The 22,415-nt window shown below is 49.0% G+C and carries 16 protein-coding genes; 1 reads left to right on the top strand and 15 read right to left on the bottom strand.

What is annotated here, in order from left to right:
- Positions 1–46: 46 nt before the first annotated feature.
- From QFZ51_RS09175 to QFZ51_RS09155, 5 genes are read right to left on the bottom strand one after another with little or no spacing between them, the layout of a single operon-like run.
- Positions 47–283: a glycerophosphodiester phosphodiesterase gene (locus tag QFZ51_RS09175; protein WP_429045265.1), complete on the bottom strand. Its 237-nt coding sequence runs from the start codon at positions 281–283 to the stop codon at positions 47–49.
- Positions 168–986: a glycerophosphodiester phosphodiesterase family protein gene (locus QFZ51_RS09170; RefSeq protein ID WP_429045263.1), complete on the bottom strand. Its 819-nt coding sequence runs from the start codon at positions 984–986 to the stop codon at positions 168–170. Before QFZ51_RS09170 ends, QFZ51_RS09175 begins: the two co-directional genes overlap by 116 nt.
- A 49-nt stretch (positions 987–1,035) precedes the next feature.
- Positions 1,036–1,764 (bottom strand): MIP/aquaporin family protein, encoded by a 729-nt coding sequence (locus tag QFZ51_RS09165; RefSeq protein ID WP_429045262.1) that lies wholly within the window; start codon positions 1,762–1,764, stop codon positions 1,036–1,038.
- Positions 1,765–1,775: 11 nt separating this feature from the next.
- Positions 1,776–3,269 (bottom strand): glycerol kinase GlpK, encoded by a 1,494-nt coding sequence (glpK, locus tag QFZ51_RS09160; protein ID WP_429045260.1) that lies wholly within the window; start codon positions 3,267–3,269, stop codon positions 1,776–1,778.
- A 50-nt stretch (positions 3,270–3,319) separates the two neighbouring features.
- Complete coding sequence (locus QFZ51_RS09155) at positions 3,320–4,924, bottom strand: glycerol-3-phosphate dehydrogenase/oxidase (RefSeq protein WP_429045258.1); 1,605 nt, start codon at positions 4,922–4,924, stop codon at positions 3,320–3,322.
- Between the two features lie 368 nt (positions 4,925–5,292).
- Here QFZ51_RS09155 and QFZ51_RS09150 point away from each other — a divergent pair, with 368 nt between their 5' ends.
- A complete protein-coding gene (locus tag QFZ51_RS09150) occupies positions 5,293–6,063 on the top strand; it encodes a DeoR/GlpR family DNA-binding transcription regulator (RefSeq protein ID WP_429045256.1) in 771 nt (256 codons plus the stop codon).
- Between the two features lie 32 nt (positions 6,064–6,095).
- Here QFZ51_RS09150 and QFZ51_RS09145 read toward each other — a convergent pair whose 3' ends face one another.
- From QFZ51_RS09145 to QFZ51_RS09100, 10 genes are all read right to left on the bottom strand, one after another.
- Positions 6,096–6,359, bottom strand: a complete 264-nt coding sequence (locus QFZ51_RS09145; RefSeq protein WP_429045255.1) for a UBP-type zinc finger domain-containing protein — start codon at positions 6,357–6,359, stop codon at positions 6,096–6,098.
- Positions 6,360–6,369: 10 nt separating this feature from the next.
- Positions 6,370–8,028 carry an FAD-dependent oxidoreductase gene (locus tag QFZ51_RS09140; protein ID WP_429045254.1) on the bottom strand — a complete coding sequence of 553 codons (1,659 nt, stop codon included), beginning with the start codon at positions 8,026–8,028 and terminating at the stop codon, positions 6,370–6,372.
- Positions 8,029–8,038: 10 nt separating this feature from the next.
- Positions 8,039–9,439, bottom strand: coding sequence for an ATP-binding protein (locus QFZ51_RS09135; protein ID WP_429045252.1), 1,401 nt, complete (start codon positions 9,437–9,439; stop codon positions 8,039–8,041).
- Between the two features lie 113 nt (positions 9,440–9,552).
- Positions 9,553–11,850: a beta-glucosidase BglX gene (bglX, locus tag QFZ51_RS09130; protein WP_429045250.1), complete on the bottom strand. Its 2,298-nt coding sequence runs from the start codon at positions 11,848–11,850 to the stop codon at positions 9,553–9,555.
- A gap of 10 nt (positions 11,851–11,860) precedes the next feature.
- The gene (locus QFZ51_RS09125; RefSeq protein WP_429045249.1) at positions 11,861–13,600 is read right to left on the bottom strand and encodes a family 43 glycosylhydrolase; all 1,740 of its coding nucleotides are present in this window, start codon (positions 13,598–13,600) and stop codon (positions 11,861–11,863) included.
- Between the two features lie 5 nt (positions 13,601–13,605).
- Positions 13,606–14,922 (bottom strand): glucoamylase family protein, encoded by a 1,317-nt coding sequence (locus QFZ51_RS09120; protein ID WP_429045247.1) that lies wholly within the window; start codon positions 14,920–14,922, stop codon positions 13,606–13,608.
- A 12-nt stretch (positions 14,923–14,934) separates the two neighbouring features.
- Positions 14,935–16,593 (bottom strand): glucoamylase family protein, encoded by a 1,659-nt coding sequence (locus QFZ51_RS09115; protein ID WP_429045245.1) that lies wholly within the window; start codon positions 16,591–16,593, stop codon positions 14,935–14,937.
- A 6-nt stretch (positions 16,594–16,599) separates the two neighbouring features.
- Positions 16,600–17,427: a LamG-like jellyroll fold domain-containing protein gene (locus QFZ51_RS09110; RefSeq protein ID WP_429045243.1), complete on the bottom strand. Its 828-nt coding sequence runs from the start codon at positions 17,425–17,427 to the stop codon at positions 16,600–16,602.
- Positions 17,428–17,444: 17 nt separating this feature from the next.
- On the bottom strand, positions 17,445–18,929 hold the full coding sequence (locus tag QFZ51_RS09105) for a RagB/SusD family nutrient uptake outer membrane protein (RefSeq protein ID WP_429045241.1): 1,485 nt from the start codon (positions 18,927–18,929) through the stop codon (positions 17,445–17,447).
- Positions 18,930–18,947: 18 nt separating this feature from the next.
- Positions 18,948–22,211, bottom strand: coding sequence for a TonB-dependent receptor (locus QFZ51_RS09100; RefSeq protein ID WP_429045239.1), 3,264 nt, complete (start codon positions 22,209–22,211; stop codon positions 18,948–18,950).
- Between the last annotated feature and the right edge of the window lie 204 nt (positions 22,212–22,415).

The raw sequence follows: 22,415 nt of genomic DNA, 5'->3' as shown, positions 1-22,415 counted from the left end.
AAGTGTGTTTGTTTTTTTTGTTAGTATACTGGTAGATAAATAATGGTCAGAGCCCTGCTTCGCGTAATCTGTTTGGGTAATCGGTTATAATACCATCAACGCCCAGTGCTTTCAGCTTTTTCATTTCGTTAACGTCATCCACTGTCCACGGAACAATCTTAATATGTTTAGCATGGCATTTGCTCACCAGCTCCGGTGTTAACCAGCTTGTAGTTAGGATTATAGAAAAACGGTGTGAAGCCCAGTTGCTCCAGGTGCTGATCGAACCCGTTCTTTTTATCATCTGTCAGAAATCCCAGTGCCATATCAGGATATCTGCGGTGCAGTACCTGTAACGGGCGCATATCGAAAGACTGCACCAGCAGGCGTTTCCCGAGTGGCTGCAATTGCTTTACCGCCATCAGTTTATCCATATACTCTTCCGGTGCGGGTTGTTCTTTACCATCTGATTTTTCGGAAGATTTTATTTCCAGCAGATAGTAAGGCGCCGGCATATGATGCGCTTTCGTATAGGCTTCTACGGAGTCTATCATTTCAGACAGCAATGGTGCGTAAGAACGCATGCGCTGTTGTTCCGGATAAGCCGGGTATGGTTTTTCCCCGATGATAAACGGCCGGATATCGGCATAGTTCATCTGGTAAAAAATATAGTCCGTGCGCTTTTCTGCCGGGATATCTTTTCCATCCGGCGTGGTGGTGTATGATGGCGTAAACGACGCGTCGTGGTACACCATTACCTGGCCGTCTTTCGTGATATGCACATCAAACTCAATGGTATTGGCGCCTTCCGTTAACCCGCGGTACATGGCAGGAATGGTATTCTCCGGCATTAAACCTCTTGTGCCGCGATGTCCTACTTTATAAAAGGAAGGATACCCATTTTTTGCAGCAGTAGTTGTTTTAGTTGTTTTACATGCATTAAAGGTGCATACAGCGGCTACCGCCATGGCGCAGCCTATGAGACTGATATTAAACTTTGTTTTCATTGCGCGTGGTTCTAACGTGTTATTAATTGCGTATATAGGTAAACGTTATCTACTTTAGTAACAGGTACAGTGAAGCGGCGATTACAGCGCCGGCCAGTGGCCCGAAAACAGGTACCCAGGAATAACTCCAGTCGCTGTGTCCTTTTCCTTTTATGGGCAGCAGTGCGTACATGATGCGCGGACCCAGATCCCTGGCAGGGTTGATGGCGTAGCCGGTAGTGCCGCCAAGCGACAACCCGATAGACCATACCAGCAACATTACCGGCATGGCGCCGAGCGAACCCAGGCCCACCGGTGTTTTCTCCGGTCCTACTTCTGCGTTGGTGAAATAGAAAATGGTAAACAGCAATACAAAAGTGCCGGTAGCTTCACAGATGAAGTTGCGCCAGGTATTTCGTATAGCCGGCTCCGTGCAAAACACGGCACGCTGCAAACCTTTGTCGGGCGTATTATTAAGATGATCTTTGTAATTGAGCCATACCAGTGAAGTACCCAGCATAGCGCCCAGCATTTGCATGGCAATAAACAAAGGCACATCTGCCCAGTTGAATTTGCCCGCGGCAGCCAGTGCAATGGTAACAGCGGGATTAAGGTGTGCGCCGCTGTAAGGGCCGGCGAACACTACGCCTATATACACCGCCAGCGCCCAACCGGTGGTGATCACGATCCAGCCGCTGTTGTTACCTTTGGTTTGATGCAGTACCACGTTGGCTACCACGCCGTTTCCCAGCAGCAGCAATAAGGCAGTACCTATGAATTCAGCTAAAAAAGGATACATAGTTTATAATTTTATTGGTGAGCCCATGCTTTTGCGGCATTTACTGCGCGGTTCCATCCATTGATCCATTGCTGGCGTTGTTCCTGTTCCAGGTTGGGAGAGAAACATTTGTCCATTTTCCACTGGCTGGCAATTTCTTCCAGGTTCTGCCAGTAGCCTGTGGCCAGTCCGGCGAGATACGCGGCGCCCAGCGCAGTTGTTTCTGTAATACCTGGCCGCACTACTTTCGTTTGCAGGATATCTGCCTGGAACTGCATCAGCAGGTTGTTACCGGTAGCACCGCCATCTACTCTCAATTCCTTTATGCTGATATTGGCATCTGCTTCCATCGCTTTCAGCACTTCCATTGTTTGATAGGCAATGCTTTCCAATGCAGCGCGTGCGATATGCGCGGCGTTGGTACCACGTGTCATGCCTACGAGTGTACCGCGTGCGTGCTGGTCCCAGTGCGGAGCGCCGAGTCCTGCAAAGGCGGGTACCAGGTATACGCCATCGTTTTGTTCTACGCTGGCAGCAAGTGCTTCCACTTCGGAGGAGGCCCGGATGATACCGAGACCATCGCGCAGCCATTGCACAATAGCGCCGGCGATAAAGATGCTCCCTTCCAGTGCGTATTGTACCTGTCCGTTTACTTTCCAGGCCACCGTGGTGAGGAGATTATTTTTACTGATGATGGGTGTGTCGCCGATGTTCATCAGCATAAAACAGCCGGTGCCATAGGTATTTTTTACCATGCCGGGAGCGGTGCACATTTGCCCGAAGAGCGCCGCGTGCTGATCGCCTGCAACGCCTGCAATCGGGATCTGTACGGCAAAGATGCCGGGAGCGGTTTCGCCACATACTTCACTCGATTGTTTTACTTCCGGCAGCATAGCGGCAGGAATATCCAGCATGGCCAGCAGTTCATTGTCCCATGCCTGGGTGTGGATATTAAACAGCATGGTGCGGGAAGCGTTGGTGATATCGGTAGCATGCACCGCGCCATGGGTGAGGTTCCAGATCAGCCAGGAGTCTACTGTTCCGAAAGCCAGCTTGCCATCGTTGGCGCGTTCCCGTGCCCCGGGTACATTGTCCAGGATCCACCTGATTTTTGTTCCGGAGAAGTAGGCGTCAATGACCAATCCTGTTTTTTCGCGTACCAGGGTTTCTTTACCTGCTGCTTTGAGATCGTCGCAGAAACCGGCCGTACGCCTGTCCTGCCATACAATGGCATTATACACGGGCTTACCGGTTTCGCGATCCCATACCAATGTGGTTTCGCGTTGGTTGGTGATACCGATAGCGGCAATGTTACCACCTTCCAGGCCCACTTTCGCCATTGCTTCGGTGGCTACGCCGATCTGGCTGCTCCATATTTCAGCGGGATCGTGTTCCACCCATCCTGGTTGCGGGAACAGTTGTGTAAATTCTTTCTGCGCCGTGGAAATAATTGCGCCTGCTTTGTCGAAGATAATGGCCCTTGAGCTGGTCGTGCCCTGATCCATTGCCATAATGTATCTGATCATGTTTTTCTTTTTTCCCGTGGATTTTTACGTGGATGTTGATTCCGTTTAGTCTATGCCGTAACCTTCAGTTGTTTATAGGTAGTGCCATTTTTCAGGAGGTAGTGTTGTGCCACCTGTATAAAATCCTTCACTTGTTTTTGTTGCCAGTTGATATCCCTGTTCATTTCTGCGGCCATAATGGCGGCTGTTGCGGGCGCCATGTCTATAGCGGCCTGCGCATCCAGGAAGAGTGCGCGCAGGCGCCTGGCCAGCACATCTTCCACAGTTTGGGCCATTTCATGTTTCACTGCCCATATCACCTGTGCTTTGATGTATGGCAGGCGTGGATGCAGTTGCTCTTTCATGTCGGGATGCAGTGAAATAAATGCCTGTATCCTGGCGGCATCGCTGCCGTATATGTCCAGCGGTGCGGGCGCGGATGGTTGTTGCTGATACCCGTGGATATGCAGTGATTTTGTTTTGCATCCTACCGGTACCAGTCCACCGGTTTTGATGGCCTGGTCCACCGTATCTTCTGCCATTTTGCGGAAGGTGGTCCATTTACCGCCGGTGATGGTAATCAGTCCGGAGGGCGCTACCAGTATCTTATGGCTGCGGGAAATTTCCTTCGTACTGCCCGTTTCTTTTTGCGGTGCTGCCAGCGGCCGTAATCCGGCAAACACGCTGAGCACATCTTCCCGTGCAGGTGGACGGTCAAGATATTTACCTGCGGTATTTAAAATAAAGCTGATCTCTTCTTCCAGTGCGATGGGTTCCATGCTGTGTTCATCGAGCGGTGTGTCGGTTGTTCCCAGGAGTACTTTGTTGTTCCAGGGTACAGCAAACAGTACGCGGCCATCATCCGTTTTCGGGATCATGATAGCGCTTTTACTGTTGAGGAAAGAAGGGTCCAGCACCAGGTGCACGCCCTGGCTCGGCTTTACCATATTGGGCGCCGCCGGGTTATCCAGTTGCAGTACTTCATCTACAAATACGCCGGTGGCGTTGATCACTGTTTTGGCCCGGAGCGTATAGATTTCATTGGTTTCCAGGTCCTGTGTGCGAACGCCGCTTATTTTGCCGGCGCTGTTTTTAACGAGGCCGTTTACCTTAAAATAGTTGAGCAGTACGGCGCCGTTTTCAGCAGCGGTTTGCGCGATATCAACCGCGAGACGGGCATCATCAAACTGACCGTCGTGATAAACGATTCCACCTTTCAGTCCTTCCTTCCGGATAGTAGGGAGCCTGTTGATCACTTCCGACCTGCTGATATGCCGGGAGCGTCCGAGGCTGAGTTTCCCGGACAGCAAATCATAGATCTTGAGGCCGATGGTATAAAAGGGGCCTTGCCACCAGTTATACTGCGGGATGATGAATTGCTGGTTGTGTGCCAGATGAGGGGCATTGTTAAGCAGCAGTCCTCTTTCGTACAGGGCTTCCCGTACGAGGGCAATATCGCCCTGCGCCAGGTATCTTACCCCGCCGTGTACCAGTTTGGTACTGCGGCTGGAAGTGCCTTTGGCAAAGTCGGCCTGCTCCAGTAGTAATGTCCGGTAGTTCCTGGTAGCGGCATCCATTGCTATACCAAGACCCGTAGCTCCGCCACCTATAATGATAAGATCCCAGGGTTGTTCACCGGCTTCCTTTAATTGCCTGATTGATTCAGTTCTTTTCATTTTATTCCCCTATAACTTTTAATTTGTTTCATTTATTTTCTTTGCAATAGTAATAAAAACAAAAAGAAATAATTTGAAACCAAAGTATAAAATAAAATGAAAAAGGTGAAAAAGTTATTGATGAATGGAAAAGAAATAAAAAGAAAAATGTAATATATTATTAATCAAATAGATAGATATAAATATAATATCACTATATCTTCATTTGATTTCATATTTCAAATTTTAGAGGTCAGAATGAAGGATATTAACTACCTAATACGTAATCATATTTAACCAAATGAAACAAAATTGCCGGATATTTGTAAGGAGCATCTTTTTCAGATTATCCCGTGTCAACACACTTTAATACGTTATTTTTATCTGATATGTCTATGATCAATATTGCGGAACGTCATAAGTTTATTCTCGGCAAACTGCACGAGAAGGGATATGTTAATGTACTGGAGCTATGTAAGGAGCTGGATGTATCGGGCGTGACTATACGAAAAGATCTCAAGCTGCTGGAGGATAAGTCGCTGCTATTCCGCTCACACGGAGGCGCTACGGTGCATAATCCATATACCATGGACAAACCGGTGAATGAAAAGGAGAATATACGCCGGGAGGAAAAACAACTGATAGGGCAGGCTGCCGCTGCACTCATCGTACCGAACGATGCGATCATCATCGCCTCGGGTACCTCTGTGCAGGCATTGGCAAAAAATATTCAACCCAAAGGGCATCTTACCGTTATCACCGGCGCGCTGAACGTAGCGCTGGAACTATTGCGCCGGCCGGAGATTGAAGTGATCCAGCTTGGGGGGCATCTCCGTAACAGCTCTACTTCTGTTACCGGGTCTTATGCAGAAAAAATACTGGAAGATTTCTCCTGTAGTAAACTATTCCTCGGGGTAGATGGTATCGACCTGGAGTTTGGTCTTACTACCACCAATATTATGGAAGCGCACCTGAACCAGAAAATGATGGCCACTGCGCAGAAAACCATTGTACTCGCGGATTCCACCAAATTCGGAAAGCGAGGCTTCGGTCGCATTTGTGCCCTCGAAGAAATAGATGAAGTGATTACCGACAGCGGAATTTCCGAACATATCGTCAGGAAAATGGAAGATATGGGTGTGAAAGTAACGGTAGTGTAAGAGGAAGACCGTTGTCTTCCTCTTTTTTTTATTTAATATTCTGCAAACGTTCCGTCTTTATAACACCATAACCACTGCTCGCCCGGCTCCGCGGACGATATCACGGGATGGTCCGTTTGATGATAATGTTGCGTCATGTGCTTTGACGGTGAATCATCGCAGCAAAGCGTAACACCGCAGGTTTGACAGGTACGCAGGTGCAGCCATTTGCCATGTTGTTTGATGCATTCTTCGCAAACATGCTCGGCACTAACCTTTACTTCGGTTATTGCTTCAAGGTGTGAACATAAAGCCATAAAAAATATTTTAAACTTCTGCCAGGTACTTATGCACCAGGCTAATACTCATGGAGCCCTCCCCTACTGCGGAGGCCACGCGGCTCATAGCGCCGGACCGTACGTCGCCGGCTGCAAAGATACCAGGACAGCTGGTTTCCAGCAGATACGGTTCGCGGTTGAGTTTCCAGAGCTTACCAAAATAATCAAATGATTTCATTTCCCTGCCGGTTTGCACATAGCCTTTTTCATCTTTGATGATGAGATCTCCCAGCCAATCGGTGTAGGGCCTTGCGCCGATAAAAATATATAACGCATCCGCAGGCACTTCTTTTACTTCCTGTGTTTGCAGGTTTTCTATCTTCAGCTTTTCCAGCCGGTCGGTGCCCGAAGCCTCTACTATTTCACTGTTGTTTAGAATGCTGATATTGGGAATATCCCGGATCTGGTCTATCAGGTAGGACGACATAGTTGCATTCAGATTTTCTTTCCGGATAAGAATGAATACCTCCTTTGCGAACTTTGACAGGTACACCGCTGCCTGGCCGGCGGAGTTACCACCTCCCAGGATGTACACGCTCCGGTCGCGGCACGAGGCGGCTTCCGTGGTAGCAGCGCCGTAATAGATGCCTGCCCCGGTGAACTTTTCTATGCCAACGGTATCCAGCTTGCGGTAATCCACCCCGGTGGTGATCACAACGGCGCGTGCATTTATTTCCGTACCATTTTCCAGGCAAACAATTTTATAATCTGCTTTGAGTTTGATTTCTTTCACCGACTGTGGCGATAAAAACTCCGTACCAAACCTGGTGGCTTGCGTAATCGCGCGCCGTGTGAGTTCTGCCCCGCTCAATCCCGAAGGAAAGCCCAGGTAGTTTTCAATACGGGAGCTGGTGCCTGCCTGTCCGCCGGGCGCATGACGTTCTATCAGCAGGGTTTTTAATCCTTCAGAAGCGCCGTATACAGAGGCGGCCAATCCTGCCGGACCGGCGCCGATGATCACTACATCATAGATCTCATTTTTTAAGGTAGGATTCAGTCCGATTTTCGCTGCAATATCAATGATCGCAGGAGCCGTCATCACTTCTCCATGCTCCAGTATTACAACAGGTAAAGCGGATGTATCCAGGTTATTCAGCTGCAACAGCAATTTTCCTTCGTCGCTGTTAGCATCAACGGAATGATAGGGAATCAGGTTGCTGGCCAAAAATTCCTTCATGCGGTAGGCATCTGACGAAAAAGGATAACCCACTACTTTAATCCCCTGGAACTCCGGGCGGTAATTGGTTTGCCAGTCGTCGAGCAGATCATTGATAACGGGATACAGCTTTTCTTCCGGCGGGTCCCAGGGCTTTTGGAGATAGTAATCCAGCCGCAATTCATTGATGGCTTTTATGGCGGCGTTAGTATCTGAATAAGCGGTGAGTAACACACGTTTGGCGGCAGGAAATATTTCCATTGCCTGCTGCAGAAAATCAACACCTTCCATTTCCGGCATCCGCTGATCGGAAATAAAAATGGCCACGGTATCATTCCGGTTTTTCAGTTCCACCAGGCTTTGCAGCGCTTCATTGGCGGAAAGGGTGCTTAAAATGCGGTACGATTTCCGGTAATACGATTTCAGGTCCTGCGTGATGGCGTTCAGCACCTGTCTATCATCATCTATAACAAATATTATGGGCAGACTCATATCTTCTACATTAATTATTCTCTATGGGAAATGAAATGGTAAAAATGGTTTTACCGGGTACAGAAGTTTGTTTCACTGATCCGCGATGACGCTGCACAATTTGCGATACTACATCCAGTCCCAGTCCTGTCCCTTTTCCCAAATCTTTGGTGGTAAAAAAAGGTTCAAATATACGTGATTGTATTTCTTCCGGTATGCCCGGGCCGTTATCGGTAATGGTGATATGCACACACTGGCGGTCCTTTGTGGTGGCTATTTCCAGCCGTCCTTTTTTAGCAGGTTCCATGGCATCCAGCGCATTATCCACGAGGTTGGTCCATACCTGGTTCAGCTCTCCGGGCAGCGCTTTTATTTTTGGCAGTGAGGCATCATAATTTTCTACCAGCTCCACGTTTCCTTTTCTGAACCGGTAATCCAGCATGGCCAGCGTGTTGTGGATACCGCTATGGATATCAATAAATTGTTTATCCGGCTCCTGGTCCATGTACGTATATCTTTTCACGGCGCTTACCAGGTCAAATATTCTTTTTGAAGAGATCTGCAGGTCGCCTACCATCCTGTTGGCTTCCAATGCACCATGTATCCAGTTGAAGATCACATCCAGGTGCGCGGGATCAAACAGCCGGCTGAAATCTTCCAGTGTAGTGGTTTCTACCCCGTATTCCGCCAGTATTTCTGCTATTTCTATCCGGGAGATGTTTTTGCTGTCCATCCAGTCCTCGATAGCAGTCGTTTTATCAGACAATTCCAGCACCGTAGGTGCTTTCACCGGCTTGTTGCTCCACCATTGCTGGAGGTTATCAACAATAGCGGTGGCCTGCTCCTGTGATAAACACAGCGCTGCCATCTCTTTAAATATGGCGGGAATATGGCTGATATTCTCAAACAGTTTATCCGAGCTTCTGCAAATGGCGGCTACCGGGTTATTCAGTTCATGGGCCAGGCCCGCGGATAATTTTCCCAGCGCCATCATTTTTTCGTTCTGCTGCTGCGAGGAAGTGGTTTCCCGCACGCGGCTCGTCATGATATGCACCAGTGCTTCCGTCAGTTCGTAATGTTGTTCAATATGTGCTTTAATCTTTTCCGACGGGCAAATCAGCAACCGGGTATCTTTCAGGCACAGGCCATTCCCCATGGCGTTTTTCACACGGGAAAAAGGCAGCCACCCGGTAATGTTATCGTCGTTCAGTTCCACTATTTCCCGGTAATGCCCGTTGATGGTGGCGGAGATGCGTATCTTTCCTGAAATCACAATGATGGTGGCCACCACCGGGTCACCGGCTTTAAACATCAGTTCGCCTTCCGGCACCAGCTTTTCCTCCGACTGGGATATCAGCCACTGCAGTTGTTCCAGCGGCACTTCTTTGAGAGCAGGAATACTTTTTAGTTGTATCGCAGTGATAGGTTCCATATAATTAGCGCTAATGGTCAGTTCTCAAATATAAGCTTTCAGCATCCCAAAAGCAAAAGGCCGTCCTTCCGGGCGACCTTGCTTCTTTTAACCAGTAATAAAGATATGCGGCTTTACAATAATTCAACCGTATTTTTCAGCCTGATATCGGCGGAAGAGGCGCCAATCATGAGGTCGAATGTACCCGGTTCGGCTATCCATTGCAGCTGGCTGTTGAAAAACGACAGCTTTTCCCTGTTGATGGTGAAGTGAATGGTTTTGCTTTCTCCCGGCTGCAGCTTTATCTTCTGAAAATCTTTCAGTTCTTTCACGGGCCGGGTAACGGAAGCTTCCCGGTCTCTCAGGTACAACTGTACTATTTCCTCGCCGGCATAAGCGCCGGTGTTGGTGAGTTTAAACGCTACATCGATGGTCTGACTGCCATTTATTTTATTGGTGCTCAGTGTAAGTCCTTCGTATTTAAAAGTGGTGTAACTGAGCCCGTATCCGAATGGAAACAGCGGGTCATTGGGCACATCGAGGTAGTTGGAATGAAATTTCTGGGTGGGGCCTTCCGGTTGCGGCCGGCCGGTATTTTTATAATTGTAGTAGATAGGGATCTGGCCTACGTTCCGGGGGAAGCTCATGGTGAGTTTTCCGGAAGGATTATAATTCCCGAAGAGTACATCCGCGATGGCGTTGCCGGCTTCGTGGCCCTGGAACCATACTTCCAGTAAGGAAGTAGCCTGTTCATTTTCGGTGGTAAGGGTTAATGGCCGTCCGCTCATTACCACTACTACCAGTGGTTTGCCGGTTTGTGCCAGTGCGGTCAGCAGTTTACGCTGACTTTCCGGGATGCCTATATCCGATCTGCTGGCGGCTTCGCCGCTCATTTCAGATGCCTCTCCCACCACGGCCACTACCACATCTGCCTTGGCGGCTGTGGTAATTGCCTCTGTGAGTAACTGCTCCGGTGTGCGGGTATCGATGTTTATTCTTTCGCCAAATACATTTACTTTTTTGGCAAAGCTGGTATCATCGCTGATGTTAGCGCCTTTGGCATAGAGGATATTCACGCTGCTGCCGGCTACCTGTTTCATGCCGTCGAGCACAGGCACTGATAATTGCGCGTCGCCACTTACGGCCCAGGTGCCGAGCATATTGCTTTTGTTATTGGCCAACGGTCCTATCAGCGCGATGATGCCTGATTTTTTCAGCGGCAATGTTTGCCGGTCATTTTTCAGTAATACGCAGGAACGGGCGCCCAGCTCCCTAGCAGCCTGCCTTTTATCTGCGCTCAGCACTTCTTTGGCAGCGGAAGCGGTATTGCAGTAGCGGTAGGGATCTTCAAACAGGCCGAGTTTATATTTTGCTTCCAGCACCCGGCGGCAGGCATCATTGATGTCGTTCAGTGTTACTTTACGCTCTTTCAGTGATTGCTGTAGGGTGGTCACAAAACCTTCGCCTACCATGTCCATATCCACACCCGCTTTTAATGCCAGCGCCGATACCGTTTGCAGGTTGCCCAGGCCATGGGCCATCATTTCATTGATAGCGGTATAATCCGTTACCACAAAGCCTTTAAAGCCCCATTGTTTGCGGAGCAGGTCTGTCAGCAGCCATTTATTGGCCGTAGCCGGGATGCCATCAATTTCGTTGAAGGAAGTCATGACGCTGCCGGCGCCGGCATCTATGGCCGCTTTATACGGTGGCAGGTAATATTCATACATTTTGATGCGGCTCATATCAGTGGTATTGTAATCCCTGCCTGCTTCAGCCGCGCCATATAAGGCGAAATGTTTTACACATGCCATCACACTGTTTTTATCGCCGAGGCGGTTACCCTGGTATCCACGCACCATGGCGGCGGCGATTTTTGAACCCAGGTACGTATCTTCCCCCGAGCCCTCTGCTACGCGGCCCCATCGCGGGTCGCGGGCAATGTCCACCATTGGGGAATACACCCAGCAAAGACCATCGGCACTGGCTTCTGTTGCCGCCAGCCGCGCACTGTGTTCAATCAGCGGCAAATCCCAGCTGCAGGATAATCCCAGTGGAATAGGAAAAGTGGTTTTGTAGCCGTGGATTACATCGGATCCAAAAATCAACGGAATTTTAAGCCTGCTTTTAGTAACGGCCAGCTCCTGCGCCTGCCGGATCTTTTCCACACCAATTACACCAAACAAACCGCCTACATTTCCTTTGCTGATCTTTGTCTCCACATCACTGCTTACCACTGAGCCGGTAGCTACGCCACCGCCGGGTGTAAGCAAATTCAACTGCCCGATCTTTTCTTCCAGCGTCATTTTTCCCATCAGCGCACTCACGAAAGTATTCATTTTCGCGCTGGTTGTTTGCGCCTGTACCTGGCCGGCAACCAACAGTATCAGCGCCACCAGCGTACTTTTAAAAAGGGTATGTATATCTTTCATACTGTTTGTTTTAATCTTCTTTTATCACCTTTGTTCTGGCAGATACGCCGTTTTCATTAATGGCTTCTATACAAAAATAATAGGGGAGATCTTTGTCCATGCCTTTGAAGTAGTAATCATTGTTGTTATGCACCATGATGCAGCTGTATAATTTATCCGGTGAGGTGCCGGTATAAATATTGTATGCGTATGCATTATCTACCGGCGACCACTTAATCCATGCACTTCGTTTATCCTTCTCCGTGCGAAGCACCAGCAGGTCTTTCACCGTATCGGGCACTGCGCCGTTGCCGTTGCCAAATACCCTTAGCCCACTGAGTGCAAATTTTCCGCCGGGCATATGGATGTTCTCCATTTTGATATAACGCGCCTGCACCGGCTTTGCTAACTCAATATAATCGTGCGGCACATCTTTGCGTTGCCTGCTTTTATCCGCCAGCATCTTCCAGTGTTTTCCATCTTCCGAAAACCAAAGTATATACTGGTGATATATAGCTGTTTGCTTACCCAGAAAGGGAGCATCCTGATCGGCATAGTTTACCTGTACTGCATTTACGCGGCTTACTTTCCCAAGGTCTGTTTGTATCCATTCGCCCTTGTTGCCGGTGGCGGCGCTCCAATACGTTTTTATGCTTTCATCTACGGCGTTGTTGGGCACATAGCCACCATATGTGGAAGATACGGCAACTGGTTTGTTATAGTTCAGCAGCATCCAACCGGTAAACCCGGCGTTATCAAAAGCGGTGGTATCAGCGCCCCTTGAAATATAATGCGGGTAGTCGCCGAAAGAGGTATTACAAAACATCACGTCTTCTTTATCGAATCCGGCGGGCCAGTAGCCGATACGGCGCTCGAAGCTGTTTTTTACCGCAATTACCATGGTAGACACATGCCACCAAAATCCTTTATTATCCTGGAACGTAGCGCCATGACCCGCACCACGGGCATAACCTCCGGGCTTATACGAAACGGGGTCTGACTGCGGCGTAAAAGGCCCCAGCGGATGATCACCTACCACTACTCCATCGGCATAGCCGCTGAATTCTGTTCCCGGAGCGCCGTATTGCAGGTAATATTTCCCGTGGTGCTTTGTCATCCACGCGCCTTCAATGAAGGGGTCCAGGAAAGTATTATCCAGGTTTTCGCCAAACCGTTGCCAGCCATAGCGGTCGGGCTCCAGCAGGTACATTTCTTTCCTCGTGCCTTTCGGTTGCAGGGTGCTGCGATTCATTTCCACGCCATACAACGGGTACCGGTTGCTGCTGCCGTTGTACATATACAAACGGCCATCGTCATCTGCAAAAAACGCAGGATCCCAACCGCCTATCTGCAGCGAGTCGATCGCTTCTTTCCATTCATTTCCTTTGGGATTAGTGCTCATCCAGATGGGGAAGTCGCTGGTATAGGTAGATCCGAATACGAGCAACGTATCGCCCATTACCCATGCTGCGGGCGCACACAGTTCATCGTACACATGATGATACGGCTTCAGGAATTTCCTTTCCACAAAATGCCAGTTGAGCAGGTCCGGGCTCCACCAATATCCCCACTGATTGGTGGAAAACAGGTAGTAGTCGCCTTTGTAATTTACAATTACCGGATCGGCGGTAGCACGGTGTTTCCCCCAGGTGGTGAAGTTGGGAATAGGACAATAGCCGTAGTCGATATTCACCGGGTTACAATAGGTAGTTTGCGCAGTTGTATCCATGCATATGAACAGGATCACCAGTGCATATATCCATCTTTTCATCATCACTATTTTTCCGTTGTTTCAAAATCAAGTTTCTTTAGTCCCTGCTTAATCTCCGGGCAACTCATGAACAACTTCCACAACAACCCGGTGCGGTAGTTTTCTATCATTACAACAATGGGTCCCTGGTCAATGGCCAGGTGCGAGGATGCATACCATTGCTTTGTTTCGTTGAAAGCGTCAGTAAAGCCATACTCCGTCCAGATTTTATCGCCCAGGTCGTAGTAAAAATGTTTCAACGCCTGCATAGAATATTCAGGCGTGTATGGGAACGCCGATAATGCCGCCGTGGGTGTGATCGTACCCAGGTCGTTTTCCGGCGAATGTGCATTATATCCGTCGTAGGTGTCGCTGGCGGTGAGTCCCCAGCAATTGGCGCCATAGCCTTTAAATCCTTTTGGATTACGAACACAGTGTTCGCGGTTGATAAGCGTATGATGCAGGTTTTGTTCCCAGTAATCGGCGTAACGGTCTTTTAAGCCGTGTGGGTTTAAGCCCAGGAAAGAATAGTGCGAGAAAAATAACGGTCCGCCGTAATCAAATCCCAGCGGGAGTTTGATCCCATAAAAGGTACGGTCGTTCCTGAAATAAATATTATTCATCCAGCCCTGGTGATATACTTCCGGGTTGATGGCATAGCTGGGAGATGAAGCAGCCAGTACATATGTGATAAGACATTCGTTCCATCCTTTGATTTCGTGGTTCATGCTCCAGCCGTTGTTGGGGCTCCAGTGCCAGTACAGTACATTGCGTCCGCCCTGCGTATACCAGTTCCATTCTGTTTCATTCCAGGTCCAGCTGATCTTATTTCGTAGCTCCGTTTCCGTTGGATTGTCGTTGCTGAAATACTGGCGGGCGCAAAGGAGTCCCTGGAACAGGAAGGATGTTTCCACCAGGTCGCCGCCATCATCTTTACGGCTGAAGGGAATCGTTTTGCCTGTGTTACCATTCAGCCAGTGTGGAAAAACACCATGGTAGCTGTCTGCCTTCCGGAGGAAGTTCACTATTTTCAGCAGCCGTTGTGCGGCAGCTTCGCGGGTGATCCATTTACGTTCAGCAGCTACAATGATCGCCATTACGCCGAAGCCGGTGCCACCGGTGGTAACCACTTCATCGCCATAGTCAAAGGATTTGTTGCTGCGTTCGCGCGCCATACCTGACACCGGGTGACCAAAATCCCAGAAGTAGCGGAACGTTTGTTTTTGTACCAGTTCCAATAATTGTTCGTCCGACATTTTTTGCCGGTTAACTTTGATCTTCTTTTGTGCCATTGCCGGCTGCAGCAGGAAAAACAAACAGCCAATAAACAGTATATACTTCATTCTTTTTCTTTTTTAGAGATGTGGGCTGGTAAAGCCGAGGTTATGCATACCCGTTTTTATTTCCGGGCAGCTCATGAACAGGTTCCACAACAATCCGCTGCGGTAATTTTCTATCATCACTATTACCGGCCCCTGATCGATGGCCAGGAATGAGTTGGCAAACCAAATGTGCTGAAGGGAGAAAGCGTCTGTAAAGCCGTATTCTTTCCAGATCTTATCGCCCAGTTTGTAATAAAAGAATTTCAGCGCCTGCATGGATTCCTGCGGCGTATACGGGAAAGACGACAACGCAGCAGTGGGTGCAATTACACCCACATCATTGGTGGGTGAACTGGCCGTATAGCCGTTGGGGATATCACTGGCGGTAAGCCCCCAGCAACTGGCGCCGTAGCCATAATTCTTTTCCGGGTTGGCAACACAATAGGCGTAGTTAATGCGGGTATGATTCACCACCTGTTCTTCATAATCCGCATAAGTATCTTTCAATCCTTTGGGATTGATGCCCAGGAACGAGTAATGCGAGAAAAACAGTGGGCCGCCCATAGCAGGACCCAGCGGCAGTTTGATATTATAGTAAAGATTGTTGTTGCGCATGGCGCCGTTATTTGCCCAGCCGCTGTCGTAAGTAGCTTTTGGTACCGGCGTTTGTGCGGAGGCCGCGAGAATATAGGTAATAAGACATTCATTCCATCCTTTTACCGGCAGGTTCATCTCCCATTTATACTCGTTGCTCCAGTGCCAGTACAGCACGTTTGCATTATCTTTCCGGAACCAGTTCCATTCCACTGCATTACAAATGGCATTGATATCGCTTCGTAGCTGCGTTTCCGTTACATCCACATTTTTAAAGTATTGGCGTGCGGTTAGGAGTCCCTGGATGAGATAAGCTGTTTCCACCAGGTCGGCGCCATTATCCTTTGTACTGAAAGGAATAGCTGCGCCGGTGCTGCCATTGAGCCAATGCGGGAAAGCGCCGTGAAAGCGTGCTGCCTTTGTGCCCAGGAAAGTGGTTATTTTCTGCATGCGTGCCAGTCCTTCGCTGCGGGTAATAAAGCCGCGTTCTATCCCGGTGATGATGGCCATGATACCGAAGCCGGAGCCGCCGGAGGTAACGGTTTCACCACTGGTGTTTCTTTCGCGTGCGAGGCCGCTAACCGGGTGACCAAAGTCCCAGAAGTATTTAAACGTTTGCTGTTGTACCAGTGTGAGCAGTGCATCATCGGAGATACGCGGGAATTTATCGGTGGTATCTATAGCGGTTACCAGCGACAATGAAACGGCCGATTGGAGCTTCGCATTTTTCACCGACAATAAACCTGCGCCTACGCTAACCGTATAGGCGGTGAGGTTAGACAATGGCGCCAACGGTTTCAGCACAAGGGTACTGTCGCCATGCTTCCACGCTACATTGTATGGCACGTTGCCACCGCTTTTACTGGTGAAAGAACAGGCGGCGGCCACAGCACTGCGCAATACGGCGTCTGAAAAAGAAATCCTGATGGCGGGTTGTGTGCCGGTACCATAATAGGAAAATCCCGCAGACACGCTATCCACGCTCAGGGCCTGAAAGCTGAAGGAGGGCGGCGTAACGGGCGGAGGCGACGTATTGTCGCCCCCGCCCTTACTGCAACCTGCTGTTATTATCAATAATAAACAAGCTATCCATTTCATAAAAAACTATTTACCCCGCCCTTCCAGTTTAACGAGGGCGCTGATATCCGCTTCTTCCAATGCTTTATTATAGATCCTTACTTCATCGAGGCCGCCGGTGAGATAGCTGGCCCAGTCCTGTGCGGTGGCTTCAGAAGTGAGACTGGGAACGGTCTGGAACTGTGAAGTACCAAATACCATTTTGCCGGGATTGAGGAACTGGATCGGGCCTGCCCCGCTCATCACGTGTGTGGCGATCCTTAATCCGTTTACATATACCTTAAAAGAATCCACACCGTTATATGACAGGGCGAGGTTGGTCCACCTGTCCCATACATTCTGCACATCATAGTTGCCCAGCCATGCTTCGCCCTGCGCGCTGGCTACGTGCATTTTCAGCACCGCCTTCGTATCGGTACTGCCATTTTCAAAAAAGATATCGATGTTGCCCCAGAAGCTTTTGGTATTGCTGAGGCTCAGCAGTCCTACAATACCTTTGGTATTCTGCGGGTTGTTTACCCATAGCGTGATCGTAAATGCTTTGAGACCGGTGATAGCAGTTCCCGGTGTGAACAGCGCGTATGCTTTTTCTGCGCCTTTAAGGGCGCGGCCTTTGATGCCTGTTGTGAAAGAGGTACCGTTGTTGTCGCAGTTTGTTTTAGAGACGCTGTCGGTGAGGTTGTCGTTGAACCCCCAGTGGGCCACCAGGTTGCCCGGCGCAATTTCAGAGGCACTGGTATAACCACCGATAGACAATGCCGGTTTATAGCTGTCGGCATCAAACTTTTTATAGCAGGACGACGTGAACAGCGTGATGGCTGCCAGCAGTGCGTATGATTGATATCTGAAGTTCATAATAGTTTTATTAGAGATTAGTAACCCGGATTTTGTGTCAGTGTTCCTGCGCTGATATCAATTTCATTCTGCGGAACAGGCCATACCTCATTTTTCCCGGCCACAAAGCCTTTGGCGCTAAACAGGGCAGCGCCTCTTCCCTGGCGGATCACATCGAAGTAGCGATCGTTTTCCATTGCCAGTTCTACTCTTCTCTCATGCCAGATTGCATTGCGCAATGCTACTTTATCGGTAGTGGTTACATCCGGAAGAATGGCGGTATTGCCGCCGCGGGCACGGGCCCTTACTGCGTTCAGCGAGCTGAGTGCCAGGGCGGTATTGCCTTGCTCATTAGCTGCTTCTGCATTCATCAGCAGCACTTCCGCGTAGCGGATTGCACGAAAGTTCTGATCGGCGCCTTCATTGTAGCCGGTTACAAACAAACGGAAAGGCACATACGCTTTCTGGTTGAACATTGGGTTATCGCCGGTAGGTGGAATGAGATCCCCCTGCGGTGTGGTTTCCCCTCTGAAAATGATGGTGGCATCTCTCCGCGGATCACCGGGTTCATACTCGCTTACGAGGCTTTGCGTAGGTACGTTGAAGCCCCATCCGCCGCCTACAACACCTTTTACGCCCTGTATTTGTGAGTACTGGGAGTTAGAGGCGTCTTTACTGTTCAGGATCAGCTGACACTGGATTTCAAAAACGGATTCTTTCGAATTTTCATTGGCGATGCGGAACAGTTGCTCATAGTTAGGATACAGGGTATAACCCAGTCCCATTACCTGGTTGGTATAATTGAGCACATCCGGCCATTTTTTGAGGTACATGGCTACCTTTGCATGCAGGGCCAGTGCAGCGCCTTTGGTGGCACGTCCTGCCTCGGAGGCAGGATATGCCGGTGGCAATACCGATGCGGCTTCCGTCAGGTCTTTTTCAATAGCCGCCCATACTTCTGCCTTGGGTGTTCTTGGTAAATTATATTCACTGGCATCAACCGGTATTTTCAGGCGCAGGGGCACATCGCCAAAGGCGCGTACCAGCCGGAAGTACGCATACGCACGTACGAATTTTGCTTCTGCGAGGTAGCGGTTTTTCAGTGCGTCGTCCATGCTGATGGCAGGAATATTATCCAGTACCTGGTTACAGAAATTAATTTCCTGGTATTGTGATTTCCAGAAATCAAGGATTTGTCCTTCTGTAGCGGTCACTGAAAAATCGTCGTATTTATTGAGGAAGCTGGCATCAGAAGCGTTACTTCCTTTTTCGGCGTCATCGGAGCCCAGGCTTTCTATAGCTACGGCGGCAAATCCCACCTGTTTCCATTCGCGGAGGTTTGCATAAATAGCATTTACTGCTTTGGTAGCATCTGCTTCATTTTTCCAGAACTGCTCGCTGGGTTGTTGTCCCTGCGGCGGTACATCCAGAAATGATTTTCCGCAGCCTGCGATGGCCAGTAATGCCGGCAATATAACGCCACCGGCTAAACGTTGTATATTAAGTTGAGTATTTCGTTTCATAACAAGTCTGCTTTATTATCAGAAAGTAACATTTACACCAAAATTGTAGGTTGCGTAGAGTGGGTATACGTTGTTATCGATACCAGCTTCCCTGGGCTTACCACCAATTTCCGGTGTAAATCCCCGGTATTGGAAGAAGTTGAAAGCATTCTGTGCGTTTGCAAATACGCGCAGGTTTTTCATGCCCCATTTTTCTGTCATAGCAGCGGGGAAATTATATCCCAGCTGAATGTTCCTGATCCTGAAGTAGCTGCCGTTTTCCACGAAGAAAGAGTTAGGCAGGTAGTTATCGCGACCGCCGATGAAAGCAGAGGGATAGGTATTGGAAGTACCTTGTCCATGCCAGCGTTTATCATAAAAATCTTTCGTGAAATTTTCATTACCAAAACGCGCACCGAGGTTTACATTGTAAACATCTACACCTGCAACACCCTGGAAATCGAGGGCAAGATCAAATTGTTTCCAGGTGAAAGATGTATTAATGCCATAGCTGAAGCGGGGATTAGGGTTCCCCAGTGGCACGCGGTCGTTCGCATCAATAACGCCGTCGGGCACGCCTTTAGGTCCGCTTACGTCCCTGTACTTAAAGTCGCCTGCTCTTGCTTTTTTTTGTGCAGAGGTTAACACCTCCGCATCTGTCTGGAAAATCCCATCTACTATATAACCAATAAACTCACCTATGGGCCTGCCGAGCATAGTACGGGTACTCAGTGCGCCGCTGGTGAGGCCACCACCGCCGCCATAAATAGGGTTCTTCCCGGATACCACGCTTAATACTTTATTTTCGTTATAACCGAGGTTACCGCCAACGGAGTAGGTAAAGTCTTTCTTTATCTGGCTTTTCCAGCTTATTGCGATTTCAATTCCGCGGTTCTGAAGATCGGCCTGGTTGGCGATGATAGTACCAGAGTTGGTACCCACAGAACCCGGAATATTTACATCAAAAATGGCCTGCATTGTTTTCCGGTTATAGAAACCGGCTTCCAGGTACAAGCGGTTATTAAGCATGCTGGCTTCCAGTCCTACATCCGTACCTACGCCTTTTTCCCAATAGGTAGTAGGCGGTACCACGGAGTTGATGCTTGCGCCGGTGTATACATTACCACCAAAGACGGCAGTGAGATAAGGGTCCTGGGCTACTCTCAATATAGAAATATTGGAAGAAACGGAGGCATTGCCTATCTGGCCCCAGCTACCACGCAGTTTCAGGTTATCGAAGAAATGTTGTTGCTTCATAAAGCTTTCCTCGCTGATGATCCAGCCCACCCCTACAGAAGGGAAATAGCCCCAGCGTTGATTACCGTAGAACCGGGAGGCGCCGTCGGCACGCAGCGAGGCATTGAGGAGGTACCTGTTTTTAAAGGAATAGTTGATCCGTCCGAAGTAGGAGGATACAGTGTAGATATCTCCTTCATCTGTTATTTCCCTGCCGGCGGTGCTGCCCAATTTCAGGTACATATCTCCTTCACTGTTATTCGGCACATTAGGTGCGGTAGCAGTGAGCTTATAAGTTTGATAACGCTGTGCACCCTGGCCCAGCAATACTCTCAGATCGTGGTCTTTGAATTTATTCTGATAGGTCAGTGTATTTTCCACAATCCAGTTACGGGTATCAGTATTTTCGCGGGTGAGTTTACTGTTGGTGGCGCGTTGTGCAATGGTAGCTGTAAATACAGGTACATAGTTGCGCATCAGGTTTTCGCCATATTCGCCGCCGATGCTGGTATGAAAAGAAAAGTGTTTGGCAAACCGCAGGTCGGCGTATACGCTACCTGTAACGGTTTGTTTTTTGGTGAACTGGTTGAAAAAGTCGAGGGTTGCCTGTGGGTTGAAGTTCGCGCCTTCACCGAGGTTATAATCGTTCGGATCGCCATAAGTACCGTCGGCGTAATGCACGGGTACTACAGGGCCTGCACTGTACAACTGGCGCCAGATAAGATCGGGAACGTCATTTGATTTATTGGCAGATGCAGTAACGGTATAACCAACCTTCAGTGGTTCAAATACCTGGAAATCGTTTTGTAACCGGGCGGTGTAGCGGGTAAAGTCGTTTGTATTTACCAAACCTTGCTGGTGCAGATAACCTATAGAGAAATTATAGGTAGATTTTTCTGAGCCACCGCTTACGGACAACTGGTGATTGGTTACCATTGCATTCCGCAGGGTTTGATGGTACCAGTCGGTGCCTCTTCCAAACTGGGAAGGATCATCGAACAACGGGGCTTTATCATTACGTTCCTGCAGTTCATTTACCAGGGTGGCATACTGGCTGGCATCCGCCATTTTCACCTCGTTGGTTACTTTCTGATAGCCCACATAGCCGTTATAATTCACGACTGGTTTTCCGGATTTTCCTTTTTTAGTGGTGACGAGCACCACGCCGTTTGCTGCGCGTATCCCGTAAATAGCTTCGCTGGAAGCATCTTTCAGGATACTCATATTTTCGATATCGGCAGGGTTGAGGAAGTTGATATCATCATACCACACACCGTCTACCACATACAATGGATTGGCGCTGCCATAGATGGTACCTGTACCGCGGATCTTGATTTCCGGTGCTGCGCCGGGTTTACCCATATTGGTAATGGTTACGCCGGGCACTTTTCCCTGAAGGGCGCTTACTGCGTTATTGATAGGCTGTTTATTGATTTCTTCTCCTTTGATCTGGCTGATAGCGCCGGTAACATCTACCTTGCGTTGCACACCATAACCCACTACTACCACCTGTTCCACCATACTCACCGATTCTACCAGGGTTACGTTGATCACAGAGCGGCTGTTGACCGGTATTTCCTGGCTGGTGAAGCCGATAAAAGACACCAGGAGCGTAGCGTTTTCCGGCACCGTAAGCGTATATGTGCCATCCGGCCCTGTAACGGTTCCGCGGGAGGTTCCCTTGATGCTGATAGTAGCGCCGGGCACCGGTGTATTGCCATCTTTACTGGTTACTTTACCGGTAATTTTGATATCCTGCAACTCCCCTGTGTTAGCCATGATGACCACCAGGTTGTTCTCTATCACTTTATATTTCAGGCCGGTATCGTTGAGTATTTCGCTCATGAGATCAGCCAGACGTGTGTTGGTCACATCCACATCCACTTTCTTCCTGATATCCTTCAATGCGTTGTTATAGAGAAACCGGTATTCGCCTTGTTTCTCAATACTACTGAGTACCTTGGCGATCTCCGTTTCTTTGAGCCGGAGGGTTATCGTTCCCTGCCCCTTCGCATTGGCAGATACCTGGAGCACACCTGCCAGCAGCAGTACGGCGGTCCAATTCATAATTAATAAGACTTTTTTGAAGGCATGGGAAGGTCGCTTCGCAGTTGTTAGCGATTTTTTCATACTTTTAGATCTAGAGGTAATAAAATGGAAGCCAGCTGTTTTTCACGATTGGCGAAGCTTCCTGTTATGCTTCAGGGGGAAATGTTGGCGCATTTCCCTTTTTAGTTACCAGCAGCTCAAGACGAATTAAATCTGTTTCCT

Source organism: Chitinophaga sp. W3I9 (assembly GCF_050434025.1).
Taxonomy (GTDB): domain Bacteria; phylum Bacteroidota; class Bacteroidia; order Chitinophagales; family Chitinophagaceae; genus Chitinophaga.
This window is presented reverse-complemented; position numbering and strand designations above follow the sequence as displayed.